Consider the following 15,195-nt stretch of genomic DNA (forward strand, 5'->3'; position numbering starts at 1 on the left):
CCCACCATTTTTCCCGACGATGACACGATCATCTCCGGGGGTAACTTCCACGGACAGCCTCTGGCCATTGCCTTCGATTTTCTGGCCATTGCCCTTGCGGAGTTGGGCAACATCTCCGAGCGGCGTACGGCACAGCTGATCCTCGGTAAACGCGGCTTGCCGGAATTCCTGGTGGCCAATCCCGGTTTGAACTCGGGCTTTATGATCCCCCAGTACGTGGCGGCATCGGTGGTGAGCCAGAATAAGATGTACTGCTATGCTGCCAGCACCGACTCCATTGTCTCCTCCAACGGACAGGAAGATCATGTGAGCATGGGCGCCACTTCGGCCATCAAGCTGATCAAGGTGATGGACAATCTTGACATCATTCTCTCCATTGAGCTGATGAACGGCGTGCAGGCACTTGAGTTTCGCCGCCCTTTGCGTTCATCGCCGCTGATTGAAAAAGTGGCGAAGGAGTATCGGAAAGAGGTCCCGTTCGTTGATGAGGATGTTGTGATGTATAAGGAGATACGTAAGACAGTGACATTTCTGAACAGACTTCAGGTAGATGCACTTTGATATCCGATTTAATGCATTTTTCCCATTTAATTGAGCAGATTGATTATCTTTGCACGTTCAAGAAGAATCAACTATAGTTAAATATCTTAAAATGACAGAAGCAATAAGGAAAACGCTGAGAGACTCTCCAGCGGCGCGTTGGTCTGCACTGTTCATTGTTTCGTTTACAATGATGTGCGGATATTTTTTAACCGATATCATGGCCCCGTTGGCCGGATTACTGGAGGGACAGCTTGGCTGGTCCCGGTCAGAGTATGGCACCTTCACCAGTTCCTATGGCTGGTTCAATGTCTTTCTGCTGATGCTGATTTTTGGCGGGATCATCCTCGATAAGTTGGGTGTTCGCATTACGGGCGTGGGAGCAGCCGCTGTAATGGTGCTGGGATCTGCACTAAAGTATTGGGCTGTATCCAACACGGCCCTTCGGGGACAGACCCTTTTTGGTTTGGATGTACAGGTGCTCTGGGCAAGTATCGGCTTCGCCATCTTTGCCGTGGGCGTGGAAGTGGCCGGCATTACCGTTTCAAAGATCATCGTGAAATGGTTCAAAGGGAAGGAGCTTGCTACAGCCATGGGAATGCAGGTAGCTATGGCCAGGATAGGTACTGCCCTGGCGCTGGGCTTCTCTGTTCCGATAGCCAAAGCAACAGGAGTGATCGATGTGTCCCGTCCGTTGTTGATCGCTCTGATTGGACTGTGTATCGGTTTGATCGCGTTCTTTGTGTATGTGGTGATGGACAAGAAACTGGATACTTCAGAAGCTGCCGGGGCGGCCGAGGAGACAAGCCCGGACGATGAATTCAAAATATCGGATATTGGCAAGATCCTGGGAAACAGAGGTTGGTGGTATATCGCCATTCTCTGTGTACTTTTCTATTCGGCTGTGTTTCCCTTTCTGAAATATGCTACCGACCTGATGGTGAATAAATTCGGTGTAAAAGAAGATCTCGCCGGATTGATACCCATGTTGTTGCCGTTTGGAAATATTCTGCTGACACCCCTCTTTGGAGGTATCTACGACAAAAAAGGAAAAGGGGCAACCATCATGATCATTGGGGCCATCCTGTTGATTGTGGTGCATGCGCTCTTCTCCGTGCCGGTTTTTCACAGCTGGATTTTTGCAATGGTACTGGTCGTGTTCCTGGGTATTGCCTTCTCACTGGTGCCTTCGGCCATGTGGCCCTCGGTGCCCAAGATCGTGCCGGAAAAACGATTGGGTACCGCTTACTCTCTGATCTTCTGGGTACAAAACTGGGGATTGATGGGGGTACCCCTTCTCATTGGATGGGTACTCGAGAAGTTCTGCGTGACGGGACAGACGGTGCGCAACGGACTGACCGTGAATACGTATGATTATACTCTCCCGATGCTGATCTTTACCAGCTTCGGTGTACTGGCACTGATATTTGCCTTTCTGTTGAAAGCAGAGGACAAACGGAAAGGATACGGATTGGAATCACCGAATATTCAACATTAAACATCCGCAGTCACTTATGGCCAAACTCACCATATCCGGTGAAAAGACAAAGGACGATCCGCCAATATGGCGGGTCGTTTTTTATGGTGTGTTTGAAAAGGTAACCGGAGAGTGTTTTAAAGCGGGATCAGATATGCCGCATAGATATGACTCGCTAGCCCAAGAAGTACAAAAAGATGAAAAAGAGCGTGTACAAACTCTCGTTTGGCTGAGGCATAGATCACAGCCCCGACAATGTAGAAGACTCCACCGGCAATAAGCCAGATTACCACATCGATGACATCCTTCGCCCTTGCAATCTCGGTCAACGGCTTAAAAGCGATGAGTACGATCAACCCCATCAGCACGTAGGAAGCGGTCTTCAGATGACTGTTTCGTTTTAAAGGGCGAAAACTGATGATGATGCCTGCGAGGGCTATCAACCAGACAAGTGCAAAAATGAACCAACCCCAGAAAGGTTCATCACGCAGCAGAATCAGGGTGAAAGGGGAGTAGCTGGCTGCAATGAGGAGGTAGATGCTTGCGTGGTCGAGGTGGCGTAACTTTGCCTTCCGTTGAGACTCCTGCACATAATGGTAGGCCGTGGAGGTGCCCATACAGGTGATCATCCCGAAACCAAAAAGGGCATATCCAAGTAGAGCTCGGTTGTCACCCGCCGTCATAGCCCGGCTTAGCAGCAGCATTGTCCCAACTGTGCTCATCAAAAAGCCAAAACCATGTGTCAGATAATTAGCTCTTTCTTCCCGGAGGGTGTAAAATTTTTCTTCTGTCATATTTCGGAATTTCTAAAGTACAAATATACAAAAAAACAGTTTGGTCTAACGATCTGTTCTGTCGTCATAGGTCAGCCTCCTGGGAGGAAAATAAGCAGTAGACATGACAAAAAGTCGCATTTTTCCATTTGGCAAAGATTTTGACCTTATCTGACTGTGGATATGATGTTTGGATGTGACCTGGGAAAAGAGCGAAGAAGGTTGTGTTCAGAGTTTGGCCTGTCCGTAGTTCTTCCTATAGAAGGATATATAACGGGAAGGGTTGAAATTTCAATAAGGGTTAAGAAAAAAATATACGATATGAACTTCAACAATTTTACAATAAAGGCGCAGGAATCGGTACAGAAAGCCATCGAGGTAGCGCAGGGAAACAATCAACAGATGATTGAACCGGTACACTTGTTAAAAGGGGTGATGCGGGTAGGTGAAAATGTGACCAGTTTTCTGTTTCAGAAGCTGGGCGTGAATGCACAGAATCTGGAGAGGGTTGTCGACAGCGAGATTGAGTCCTATCCGAAAGTATCGGGAGGCGACCCCATGCTGAGCCGTGAGACCAATGCGGTATTTCAGAAGGCTACCGACATCACCAGTAAAATGGGTGACCAGTTTGTCGCCATTGAACATCTGCTTCTGGCAATGGTGCAGGAGAACAACAATGCTTCCCGGATGATGCGGGATGCAGGCATTACCCCGGGTGAGTTGCAGAAAGCAGTGCAGGAACTACGCAAAGGAGAGAAGGTTACCAGCCAGTCGGCCGAGGAGACTTACCAGGCATTGGGCAAGTATGCGGTAAACCTGATTGAAAGGGCCCGAAGCGGCAAACTCGACCCCGTGATTGGCCGCGATGAGGAAATACGACGGGTGCTGCAGATCCTTAGCCGGCGCACAAAGAACAATCCAATCCTGATTGGCGAACCGGGTACGGGGAAGACGGCCATTGCAGAGGGGCTGGCACACCGTATTGTGCGGGGCGACGTTCCGGAGAACCTTCGCAGCAAGCAACTCTACTCTCTCGATATGGGAGCGCTCATTGCGGGTGCCAAATACAAGGGGGAGTTTGAGGAACGGCTTAAGTCGGTCGTAAACGAGGTGGTGAAGGCGGAAGGGGAGATCATTCTCTTCATTGATGAAATTCATACGTTGGTGGGTGCCGGCAAGAGCGAGGGGGCCATGGATGCGGCCAACATCCTGAAGCCTGCGCTGGCAAGAGGTGAGCTCCGTGCTATCGGGGCGACTACGCTCGATGAGTATCAGAAGTATTTTGAAAAGGACAAAGCGCTGGAGCGCCGTTTCCAGATGGTGATGGTGGATGAGCCGAGTGAGTCGGACAGCATCTCCATTCTCCGGGGACTGAAAGAGCGGTACGAAAACCACCACAAGGTGCGCATCAAGGATGAGGCAATCATTGCAGCGGTACAATTGTCTCATCGTTATATTACCGACCGGTTTCTGCCCGACAAGGCGATCGACCTGATGGATGAGGCGGCAGCTAAGCTCCGTATGGAGGTCGACTCGGTCCCCGAGGAGCTGGATGAGATCATGCGACGCGTGAAGCAGCTGGAGATTGAACGTGAGGCGATAAAGCGCGAGAACGACCAACCGAAGGAGGCTTTGCTGACCAGGCAGATAGAAGATTTGAAGGCAGAGGAGGCAGATTACAAGGCCAAGTGGCAGTCGGAGAAGGAGCTGATCAACAGGATCCAGCAGAATAAAATTGAGATAGAGGATGCCCGGTTTGAGGCAGAACGGGCAGAGCGTGAGGGCGATTACGGCAAAGTGGCCGAACTGCGTTACGGCAAGATTAAAGAGAAGGAAAACACCATTGAGGCACTGCAGAAGGAGTTGCATGTGCGGCAGGGGGCACGTGCCATGATCAAGGAAGAGGTAGACGCGGAGGATATTGCCGACGTGGTGTCGCGCTGGACAGGCATTCCCGTGAGCAGGATGCTGCAAAGTGAACGTGATAAGCTGCTTCACCTGGAAGATGAGCTGCACAAACGAGTTGTCGGTCAGCACGAAGCCATTACGGCTGTTGCAGATGCCGTGCGTCGCAGCCGCGCCGGCTTGAGCGACCCGAAGCGACCGATTGGTTCGTTTATTTTTCTTGGAACGACAGGTGTGGGCAAGACCGAGTTGGCAAAGGCTCTGGCCGAGTATCTGTTCGATGATGAGGAGATGATGACCCGCATTGATATGAGCGAGTATCAGGAAAAATTCAGCGCTACACGACTGATCGGAGCTCCTCCCGGATACGTGGGGTACGACGAGGGGGGACAGCTTACCGAAGCCATACGACGCAAGCCTTACTCGGTGGTATTGTTCGACGAGATTGAGAAAGCACATCCCGATGTATTCAACATCCTGCTGCAGGTACTGGACGACGGGCGTCTCACCGATAATAAGGGTAGGGTGGTGAATTTCAAGAACACCATCATCATCATGACTTCAAACATGGGATCGAACATGATCCGGGAAAACTTTGAGAAAATTACGCCGACAAATAGGGAGGAAATCATTGAGAAGACGAAGAACCTGATCATGGATATGCTAAAAAAAACAATCCGACCGGAGTTTCTGAACCGGATCGACGACATCATCATGTTTTCTCCACTGAAAGAGTCGGAGATTGAACAGATCGTCCGTCTCCAGCTTGGAGGGATACGGAAAATGCTTGCAGAAAATGGCATCGACCTTCAATATACAGAGGAGGCGTTGAAAAGTATTTCAGAGGCCGGATTTGATCCTGAGTTTGGGGCACGCCCCGTGAAAAGGGTGATTCAAAACAGGGTGCTTAACCAGCTGTCGAAAGATCTGCTCGCAGGTACAGTCGATAAATTGAAGCCGATCACCATCGATGCGATCGACGACACCATTTTTTTTCGCAACTGACGCAGATGCTTGACGAGTAACTTCTGGTTTATCTTTTCCAGAAACTAGGGACAAAGAGAGAGAGAACGGTGAATACCTCCAGACGGCCCACCAGCATGAGGAAGCAGAGGTAATATTTCGCAAAGACCGAAGCCGACTCATAGGTGCCACTGGGGCCGTATGAGCCCAGGCCGAAGCCGTAGCTGCTGATGGAAGAGATGGAAACACCGATGGATTCATCGAAGGTCATGCCGGTGAAGCTCAGTATCAGAGCACTGAAGGCTGCCAGGGAGAGATAAAGAAATACAAATGCCAGTATCTTGGAAGAGCTGTTGCTGCTAATCACTTTTCCGTTCATTTTCACCCGGTAGAGTGCGTCGGGATGAACCTGCTTTTTGAAAACCAGAAGGGTGTTCTTGGATAATACTACCAGCCGGGATAACTTCATTCCGCCCGAAGTAGATCCCTCGCAGCCGCAGAAGAGAATCATTGCCAGAAACAAGAGCCAGTAAACATGTCCCCACAGTTGATAGTCCACCGTGGCAAATCCTGTCGTAGTGATGGCAGCCACAACCTGAAACAGGGCGGTACGAAAAGTTTGTTCAAAACCGCTCATCTCTCCTGTGGTAAGAAGGAGGAGGGTGATGATTGCTGTAAAGAGGAAGATGAGAGAGAGGTACCATCTGAACTCTTCTTCCCGGAAGATCTGAATGCTTAAACGAGCGAAAAAGGTGTAAATAAGCATGAAGTTTGTCCCCCCCAAAAACATGAGTATCGTGATCACATATTCGGTATAGGGGGAATTAAAATAAGCGATGCTGGCCTGTTTGGTGGAAAAGCCACCCGTAGAAATTGCCGAAAGAGTATGACAGGCGGCATCAAATGCATCCATCGGGCCGGCCCAGAGAAAGAAAAACCCCACAATGGTCAATCCGAAATAGGTCATTGCCATATTTTTTGTGATCACATTCACACGGGGGCGCATCAGATCCTCGGAAATGCCCGTGATCTCCGCATCGAAGAATTGTCCGGAGTTATCCCCAAACATGGGTACAAAAGACATCACGAAGATGATGATGCCGATGCCGCCGATCCACTGTGTAAAGCTTCGCCAAAAATGGAGCGACTTCGGAAAAGCTTCAATGTTGAGCAACGTGGAGCTACCTGTTGTGGTGAAGCCGCACATGGTCTCGAAAAAGGCATTGGTGAACGAAGGTATGGCACCGCTGAGCATAAAGGGAAGTGTGCCAAAGAGTGCCATCATCAGCCACGCCATGGTGACGGTCAGGTATACCTCCCGCTTGGATATCTGCCGGGGTTCTGATTTTCTTCTCTTGCCCAGAAATAGGATCAATGTCCCTGATGTAAAAGTGATGATGCTGGATAGATAGATGCTCAGCACCGCACTTTCGCGAAAATATTCTCCAACCAATGCAGAAAATAACATAAAGACAGCCTCAAGCATCAAAAGAATCCCGATGCTACTCAGTACGATCCGATAGTTAAATTTCCGCATGCTTTATTGTGTATGAATCCTCTAACTGTACTTCACCGTCAGTTGAAAAGTCTTTCGATACTTTTCAGCGACTTGTTCAGGAAGAAGACCACTACCTGATCGTAAGGTTCGATCAGTGTATCTCCGTCAATGAGCATAGGCTCTCCGTTTCTGATGAGTGCTCCAAACGTAATGTCGGATGGTAGGTCCAGGTTTTTAATCAGTTTCTTGGTGACCCGCGAATTGGGTTTGGCAATTACCTCTCCCACGTTAGCATCGGCAAAGGTAAGGCTCTTGATGTTGGATGCGTCTGCCTTCAACAGCAGTTCGTATATTTTACTGGCCGAAATAAGTTTTTTGTTGATGACCGTACCTATATCGAATCGCTCTGCCATCGAGATATAGTCGATATTCTCCACTTCGGCCACCGTTTTCTTTACACCGTACTGTTTGGCCATCATGCATCCCAGTATATTGGCCTCGGAATTGTCGGTAAGCGCAAGAAATGCGTCGGCTTCCGCAATGCCTTCACGTAGCAGAAACTCTACATTTCGTCCGTCTTCCACAAAGACTGTCACATTGGGCGGAGCAATCTCTACCAGCCTCTCTGCACGCTCCCTGTCCTGTTCAATGATCTTTATGTTGATATTTTGTGGAAGCTGCTGGATGGTACGCATCGTAATGCGGCTTCCTCCCATGAAGATGATTCTTTTTGTCTCAAACGACTTCTTTCCCAGAATATCCGGCAGGATATGTACATGCTTGCGCAATGTGGTGAAGTAGAGGATGTCGTTCGACAGGATTTGATCGCTTCCTTTGGGAATCAGTGTGTGGGTGCCTCTTTTGATGGCTACAAGGTGAAATTGTTTGCTCTCCTGCAATAACTCGTGCAAATATTTATTGACGATGGGGGCGTTTTCTCTCACTTTGGCGCCGACGAGGATCACCGTTCCATTGCACAACTCCCACCAAAAGCGGGTCCAGGGAGTCCTTAGCGCCATCGCTATCTCGCGGGCGGCACTCAGCTCAGGATAGATCATGGAGTGGATGCCCAGTTTCTCAAAGAACTCGGTGTTTTTGGGCAACAGATACTCGTAGTTGTCGATACGGGCAAGGGTTTTTTTTGCTCCCAGGTTTGCTGCGAGCATGCAGGATGTAATGTTCTTGGACTCTTCCGGTGTTACGCCGATGTAGAGATCGGCGTTGGCAACACCTGCCTCAGTGAGATCCTTCAGTGAAGTACAGTTCCCGATATTGGTAAGGACATCGGTATTGTCGCGCACAAGGGCAAGCCGCTCCTTGTCGGCATCCATGAGTGTGATTTCGTGATCTTCCTGTCCGAGCAGTCTTGCAAGGTGAGTTCCAACGGCTCCGGCACCGGCAATTAAAATTTTCATCGACGTTGCAATTGGTTGTTTATGTTTTATCGGTTGTGTATAAGTTCTATGGGATTAACGGGGCCGGATGTGGGCTCCATACCGGTTTGATCGTTACGGATAGAGTGATACAACTTCACAATCTGCCTGAGTATGCCCTCTTCGTCGATCCCGGCGATCTGTTGCAGCTCTTTGATTGATCCATGGGTAACAAATTCATCAGCAATACCTATCCGATGCACGGAGACATCCTGGAAGCTATTTTCTGCCAAGAACTCGAGGACAGCACTCCCCAAACCGCCTTTTATCACACCGTTTTCGACTGTGATGATCTGTTTGAATTGTTTGGCTACTTTGGTGAGTAACTCTTCGTCTATCGGCTTTAGAAAAACCATGTCGTAATGTGCTACGCTGATGCCCAGCTTATCTGCTTCGGCAATGGCTTTTGCTGCATTGTTGCCAATGGCTCCGATGGAGAGGAGCGCCATGTCTTTTCCCTTTTTCAGTTTACGCCCCTTGCCGATGGTGAGGAGTTGAGGTTCATTGTGCCAATCGGTGAGTTCACCCTGTCCGCGTGGATAACGGATCACAAAAGGTCCCTGATTTCCGTTGACGGATGTGTACATCAGGTTACGCAGCTCATGTTCGTTATAGGGAGCAGATATAACCAGATTGGGTATCGGCCGCAGATAAGACAGGTCGAAAACACCATGGTGAGTAGGTCCGTCGGGGCCGACCAATCCGGCTCTGTCGAGACAGAGAATGACCTTCAATTTTTGCAGCGCCACATCATGAATCACCTGATCATAAGCGCGCTGCATGAACGAGGAGTAAATGTTGCAGAAAGGTATCAATCCCTCTTTGGCCATACCGGCAGAGAAGGTTACGGCGTGGGCTTCGGCAATGCCTACGTCGAAAGCCCGCTCGGGAAAATCCTCCATCATATAGGTCATGGAGCAGCCAGTAGGCATGGCAGGGGTGACTCCCACGATCTTGTCGTTCTTCTTTGCCATCTCCACCAGGGTATGTCCGAATACATCCTGATAAAGCTGTGGTTGATTGTTTTTGTCTTTCAGAATACGTTCTCCTGTCTCCTTGTTGAAAATGCCGGGTGCGTGCCAGATGGTGGCCGACTTTTCCGCAGGTTTGTATCCTTTGCCCTTCACAGTCTTGACGTGGAGCAACTTGGGTCCCTCCATGTCCTTGATGTTGCGAAGGATGCGAATCAGACCTGGAAGATCGTGGCCGTCCACCGGACCAAAATAGCGGATATTGAATCCTTCAAAGAGGTTTTGTTCTTTGGTAAGGAGCGATTTCATGCTGTTGTTGAATCGCAGCACAATATTTTTGTCTTTCTCCGAGATCAGGTTACGCCGTTTGAAGCCTTGATAAACAGTGTTTCGAAACCGGTTGTATTTGTAAGAGGTTGTCAGCTTCACCAAATAGTCCTGTATGCCTCCCACGTTGTTGTCGATCGACATGTTGTTGTCGTTGAGGATGATGAGCAGGTTGTTGGGTTGCGAACAGGCGTTGTTGAGTCCTTCGTAAGCTAGTCCCCCCGTCATGGCCCCGTCACCTATGACAGCCACCACATGTCGGTCGTTTTCCTTATTTATTGAGGCTGCAACGGCCATGCCCAGTGCTGCGGAGATGGAGGTGGAGGCATGACCGGCGACGAAGGTGTCGTATTCGCTCTCAACGGGGTTGGTGAATCCCGAAAGGCCCCCCAGCTTCCGGTTGGTGGAAAACCGGTCGCGTCGTCCCGTGAGTATCTTGTGGCTGTATGCCTGATGTCCCACATCCCACACAATCCGGTCATACGGCGTATTATACAGATAATGCAGTGCCACCGTCAGTTCTACCGTACCCAGGCTTGAGCCAAAGTGTCCCGGGTTGTTGGAGAGTTGTTCAATGATAAACTCTCTCAGGTCGGCACACACGGTTTCGAGCTGATCGATGCTGAGTTTTTTCAGATCGTCGGGACTGTTTATCTCTTGTAAATATTGCATAATTAATTTACCCTATCCATTATAACGGTAGCGGTGTAAAATAGTTTATAAGAACTGTCGGCTTATTGGCACGCTAGTTTGCCATGTCGGAGAAGAACTTGATGCGTACCATCCGAATCTCGGTATCGGTATAGTCGGATAGCTCTTCCTGTGCCCTCTCCAGGTCGTCGGTTTCGGTCTCCTTGAAGTAGGAGTAGATATCCTGGATCACATCCTGATCCATCACCTCGTTGAGGAAATAATCAATGTTGATTTTGGTTCCCGAGTAGACTATGGCTTCTACCTCCGAAAGCATCTCGTTGAAATCAATTCCTTTCGATTCGGCCAGATCGTCGAGTGCCACCTTGCGGTCTATGGCCTGCACAATGGATACCTTTAGTTTCGATTTGTTGGCAACCGTTTTTACACGCAGGTCTTCGGGTCGGGTGATGTCGTTCTCGTCCACGTGCTTCTTGATGAGATCCACGAACTCTTTTCCGTACCGTTTGGCTTTCCCTGCCCCCACACCGGGGATATTCTGTAGTTCTTCGAGCGTGATGGGGTAGGATGTAGCCATTGCCTCGAGCGAGGAGGGCTGAAAAATCACATAGGGAGGCACATTCAGTTTTTTCGACAGTTTTTTCCGAAGATCCTTCATCATCGAATAAAGCACGGGATCGGCAGCCCCACCACTTCCTGCAGATGCCATCACGTCTGAATCTTCACTTTCCAGATCAGCCATATCGTCCTCGTCTTCATCGTCTTTGGTGATTTTGAAGGAGACGGGATTTTTTAAGAACTCTTTCCCTTTCTTGGTGATTTTGAGTATGCCGTAATTCTCGATGTCCTTTTTCAGGTAGTTGTCGAGTAAAGCCTGACGAATGAGAGCTTCCCAGGTGCTCGCTTCTTCGTCGGCACCCGAGCCAAACTCTTCCAGTTCGTTGTGCCCATATGTTTCAATGTCGGAGGATTCTTTTCCGACGAGAAAATCGACCAGATAATCGGCTTTTTGTTTTTCCTTTAAAGCAATAATCGCTTCTAATACAGTAATGAGTAATTCTTTCGCTTCCACTTTTTTCTTTGGATTTAAACAATTATCACAGTGTCCACAATTCGGTTCGTGGTAGTCCTCACCGAAATAGTGCAACAATACTTTCCTTCGGCATACGGATGTCTCAGCATAAGCCGCTGTCTCCAGCAGCAGCTGTTTGCCTATCTCCTGTTCCGAAACGGGCTTGCCCTGCATGAAACGCTCCAGTTTCTGCAGATCTTTCTCGGAATAGAAGGCGATGCATTTACCTTCTCCTCCGTCGCGGCCGGCACGGCCTGTTTCCTGGTAGTATCCTTCCAGGCTTTTGGGAATATCGTAATGAATGACGTATCGCACGTCGGGTTTGTCGATCCCCATCCCGAAGGCGATAGTGGCGACAATCACGTCTGCCTTCTCCATCAAAAATGCATCCTGGTTATTGCTCCGGTTAACGGCATCCATTCCGGCATGGTACGGCAGGGCCCTGATGTTGTTGGCTTGCAGGATTTCGGCGAAGTCATCTACTTTCTTGCGGCTCAGGCAATAGACAATACCGGATTTCCGCCCTTGTGAGAGGATATATTTGATGATTTCCTTGTCAATCTGTTCGGTTTTGTTTCTTACTTCGTAATGGAGATTGGGGCGATTAAAGGATGATTTATATACTATCGCCTCGTTCATGCCGAGATTTTTCTGTATGTCGTGCTGTACTTTGGGGGTGGCTGTCGCGGTAAGTGCAATGATGGGTCGAGGGCATATCTCTGCGATAATGGGCCTGATTCGCCGGTATTCCGGACGGAAGTCGTGTCCCCATTCAGAGATACAATGAGCTTCGTCAACGGCGTAAAACGAGATCCTGATGTTGCGCAGAAATTCTATGTTCTCCTGTTTTGTGAGCGATTCGGGGGCGACATAGAGCATCTTCGTTTTTTCAGAAAGGACATCTTTCTTTACCTCTTCAATCTCCTGCTTATTGAGCGAGGAGTTGAGAAAGTGGGCAATGCCGTCTTCTTCGCTATAGTTGCGCATGGCATCGACCTGATTTTTCATCAGCGCGATTAACGGTGAAATAATAATGGCCGTGCCATCCGATAGCAGGGCGGGAAGCTGGTAACAGAGTGATTTCCCGCCGCCGGTGGGCATCAGCACAAAAGTATCCTTCCCGGATAAGATACTTTGGATAATGGCTTCCTGATTGCCTTTAAACGTATCGAACCCGAAATATTCCTTTAAACCCTTATATAGATAGTCTTGTTCCTTCATTCAGCAAATTGCCCGGCGATAAAAACGTTGTCAACGACAGGTCGGCACAAAATTAAAAAAGTATTTTATATTTCCAGCATAAAATCACTATATGAAATGCATAGGCATTCATTCTTCGGCTGGCAGATTCTCCGATCGTTGCAAACGGACAGAAAAATCAACACCCAAGATAGTTGATATTAATAATCTTTGCAAATAAATTCTTAAAAAAAAGCAAGGCGAACAGATGCGTTTCAAAAAAAAGGCCGGACAGTTTTCGTTGTCCGGCGGTTTTTTATCCGGGGCGTGAATCAAGCTACCCGCAAATGGTGCAGATCGGAATTCTCCAGCTGATGTACAGCGTAATCACGCGTTACGTGTAATTTCTTTTTCTCCTCCGAGGGCAACGTGAACATGGCGTCAATCATGATGGCTTCCACGATGGAGCGTAATCCGCGTGCCCCTAGCCTAAACTCAATGGCTTTGTCCACAATATATTCATAAGCACCCTGTTCGAAAGTGAGCGTTACACCATCCATTTCGAACAGTTTTTGATATTGTTTGACGATGGAGTTCTTTGGTTCAACCAGAATACGCAGCAAAGCATCTCTATCGAGTGGCTCCAGGTAGGTGAGGATAGGGAGCCGGCCGATAATTTCCGGAATCAGTCCAAACGACTTCAAATCGAGGGGGGTGATGTATTTTAACAGGTTGTTTCTGTCGATATTTGCCTTGTCGCTGCTGGCAGCATAACCTACCACACGTGTGTTGAGGCGCTGGGCTATTTTCTTCTCAATACCGTCGAAGGCACCTCCACAGATGAACAGGATATTCTTGGTGTTGACGGCAATCATTCGCTGTTCGGGATGCTTTCGTCCCCCCTGGGGTGGTACGTTTACCACGGAGCCTTCCAACAGCTTCAACAGCCCCTGCTGTACACCTTCGCCGCTTACGTCACGGGTGATGGAGGGATTGTCGCTTTTGCGGGCAATTTTATCGATTTCGTCGATGAATACGATGCCCCGCTCGGCCGCGTTTACATCGTAATCTGCCACCTGCAGCAAGCGGGTGAGTATGCTTTCAATATCTTCTCCTACATATCCAGCCTCAGTAAGCACTGTGGCATCCACAATGGTAAAGGGAACGTGCAACATCCTGGCGATGGTGCGTGCCAGCAGTGTCTTGCCTGTGCCGGTAGCGCCCACCATGATGATGTTTGACTTTTCTATCTCCACTTCGTCCTTTACATTCTTTTGCAAAATTCGCTTGTAATGATTGTACACCGAGACCGAAAGAAATCGCTTTGCGTTATCCTGCTTGATCACGTACTGGTCCAGAAACTCCTTGATCTGAGCAGGCTTGGGCAGTGACATAAGGGAGATGCCGGGATCCGACTTGTCATTGCCTTTGAAGGTTTCATTCACAATCTCGTGTGCCTGCTCGGCGCACAGGTCACAGATATAGCCCGTCATACCCGATATGAGCAGGTTGACTTCCTGTTCGCTTCTTCCGCAGAAACTACAATGATTACTGCTGTTCGCTTTTTTAGCCATTGTCTGTTAATTTATTCACTTTTTTGTCAGCACATCATCCACCATTCCATATTCCCTGGCTTCAGATGCAGTCATCCAGAAGTCACGGTCGGAGTCCCGGGCCACTTCTTCAATGGGTTTGCCTGAGTGTTTGGAAATGATGGTGTATAACTCCTGTTTAATTTTTGCAATTTCCCGGGCGGTGATTTCGATGTCGGAAGCCTGTCCCTGCACACCTCCCAGCGGCTGATGTATCATCACGCGGGAGTGAGTGAGGGCAAAACGTTTCTTTTCGGTACCTGCGACCAGCAGTACGGCTGCCATCGATGCGGCAATACCGGTACAGATGGTAGACACGTTACTCGTTATGAACTGCATGGTGTCATAGATGCCCAATCCTGCATACACAGACCCTCCGGGGGAGTTGATGTATATGGAAATATCTTTGCCGGGGTCGGCAGAATCCAGGTAAAGGAGCTGTGCCTGGATCACGTTGGCTGCATAGTCGTCGATCGCTGTGCCCAGAAAAATGATGCGGTCCATCATCAACCTTGAAAAAACATCCATCTGTGCTACGTTGAGCTGACGTTCCTCTATAATGGTCGGCGAGATATAACCTCCCTGACTGGTGATGTTTATGTAACTGTCCAATCTGGTACTGCTCATGCCCAGATGTTTCACCGCGTATTTCCTAAATTCGTTTTCCATAAATTCTCTTATCAGTTGTTCAACTTTGTTTGTCAAAGAAAGAACTGCAAATAAAGTGCCAGGATTATCACAAAAGAACGAATCTTCGTGCGTCAATCCGCTAACAAATTTATAACGAATTGTTGAATTAAAAAATAAAATCCTG

At 48.8% G+C, this 15,195-nt stretch carries 10 protein-coding genes; 3 read left to right on the forward strand and 7 right to left on the reverse strand.

The window, feature by feature from the left end:
* On the forward strand, nucleotides 1–561 hold a 561-nt coding region (locus tag B3Z75_RS04440), incomplete at its 5' end, for an aromatic amino acid lyase (RefSeq protein ID WP_294068169.1).
* A gap of 91 nt (nucleotides 562–652) precedes the next feature.
* Complete coding sequence (locus B3Z75_RS04445; protein ID WP_294068171.1) at nucleotides 653–2,038, forward strand: MFS transporter; 1,386 nt, start codon at nucleotides 653–655, stop codon at nucleotides 2,036–2,038.
* 116 nt (nucleotides 2,039–2,154) lie between these two features.
* Here the strand turns inward: B3Z75_RS04445 and trhA are convergent, their stop codons facing one another.
* Entirely contained in the window at nucleotides 2,155–2,811 is a 657-nt protein-coding gene (gene trhA / locus B3Z75_RS04450; protein ID WP_294068172.1) for a PAQR family membrane homeostasis protein TrhA, read from the reverse strand.
* 300 nt (nucleotides 2,812–3,111) lie between these two features.
* Here trhA and clpB point away from each other — a divergent pair, with 300 nt between their 5' ends.
* Nucleotides 3,112–5,700 (forward strand): ATP-dependent chaperone ClpB, encoded by a 2,589-nt coding sequence (clpB, locus tag B3Z75_RS04455; RefSeq protein ID WP_294068173.1) that lies wholly within the window; start codon nucleotides 3,112–3,114, stop codon nucleotides 5,698–5,700.
* A gap of 28 nt (nucleotides 5,701–5,728) precedes the next feature.
* Here clpB and B3Z75_RS04460 read toward each other — a convergent pair whose 3' ends face one another.
* The 6 genes from B3Z75_RS04460 to clpP form a co-directional block, all read right to left on the reverse strand.
* On the reverse strand, nucleotides 5,729–7,195 hold the full coding sequence (locus B3Z75_RS04460) for a TrkH family potassium uptake protein (RefSeq protein WP_294068174.1): 1,467 nt from the start codon (nucleotides 7,193–7,195) through the stop codon (nucleotides 5,729–5,731).
* A gap of 38 nt (nucleotides 7,196–7,233) precedes the next feature.
* Nucleotides 7,234–8,571 (reverse strand): Trk system potassium transporter TrkA, encoded by a 1,338-nt coding sequence (trkA, locus tag B3Z75_RS04465; RefSeq protein WP_294068175.1) that lies wholly within the window; start codon nucleotides 8,569–8,571, stop codon nucleotides 7,234–7,236.
* A gap of 26 nt (nucleotides 8,572–8,597) precedes the next feature.
* Nucleotides 8,598–10,559, reverse strand: a complete 1,962-nt coding sequence (dxs, locus tag B3Z75_RS04470) for a 1-deoxy-D-xylulose-5-phosphate synthase (protein ID WP_294068176.1) — start codon at nucleotides 10,557–10,559, stop codon at nucleotides 8,598–8,600.
* Between the two features lie 73 nt (nucleotides 10,560–10,632).
* Complete coding sequence (gene recQ / locus B3Z75_RS04475) at nucleotides 10,633–12,831, reverse strand: DNA helicase RecQ (protein WP_294068177.1); 2,199 nt, start codon at nucleotides 12,829–12,831, stop codon at nucleotides 10,633–10,635.
* 290 nt (nucleotides 12,832–13,121) lie between these two features.
* A complete protein-coding gene (gene clpX / locus B3Z75_RS04480) occupies nucleotides 13,122–14,363 on the reverse strand; it encodes an ATP-dependent Clp protease ATP-binding subunit ClpX (RefSeq protein WP_294068178.1) in 1,242 nt (413 codons plus the stop codon).
* Between the two features lie 15 nt (nucleotides 14,364–14,378).
* Nucleotides 14,379–15,050: an ATP-dependent Clp endopeptidase proteolytic subunit ClpP gene (gene clpP / locus B3Z75_RS04485; protein WP_294068179.1), complete on the reverse strand. Its 672-nt coding sequence runs from the start codon at nucleotides 15,048–15,050 to the stop codon at nucleotides 14,379–14,381.
* Nucleotides 15,051–15,195: the final 145 nt, after the last annotated feature.

The organism is Proteiniphilum sp. UBA1028, assembly GCF_002316955.1.
Taxonomy (GTDB): Bacteria; Bacteroidota; Bacteroidia; order Bacteroidales; family Dysgonomonadaceae; genus Proteiniphilum.

Excerpts from the sequence above, each read along its gene's own strand:
- B3Z75_RS04445 (WP_294068171.1), top strand. The coding sequence starts at position 653 with ATGACAGAAGCAATAAGGAAAACGCTGAGAGACTCTCCAGCGGCGCGT.
- trhA (WP_294068172.1), bottom strand. The coding sequence starts at position 2,811 with ATGACAGAAGAAAAATTTTACACCCTCCGGGAAGAAAGAGCTAATTAT.
- clpB (WP_294068173.1), top strand. The coding sequence starts at position 3,112 with ATGAACTTCAACAATTTTACAATAAAGGCGCAGGAATCGGTACAGAAA.
- B3Z75_RS04460 (WP_294068174.1), bottom strand. The coding sequence starts at position 7,195 with ATGCGGAAATTTAACTATCGGATCGTACTGAGTAGCATCGGGATTCTT.
- trkA (WP_294068175.1), bottom strand. The coding sequence starts at position 8,571 with ATGAAAATTTTAATTGCCGGTGCCGGAGCCGTTGGAACTCACCTTGCA.
- dxs (WP_294068176.1), bottom strand. The coding sequence starts at position 10,559 with ATGCAATATTTACAAGAGATAAACAGTCCCGACGATCTGAAAAAACTC.
- recQ (WP_294068177.1), bottom strand. The coding sequence starts at position 12,831 with ATGAAGGAACAAGACTATCTATATAAGGGTTTAAAGGAATATTTCGGG.
- clpX (WP_294068178.1), bottom strand. The coding sequence starts at position 14,363 with ATGGCTAAAAAAGCGAACAGCAGTAATCATTGTAGTTTCTGCGGAAGA.
- clpP (WP_294068179.1), bottom strand. The coding sequence starts at position 15,050 with ATGGAAAACGAATTTAGGAAATACGCGGTGAAACATCTGGGCATGAGC.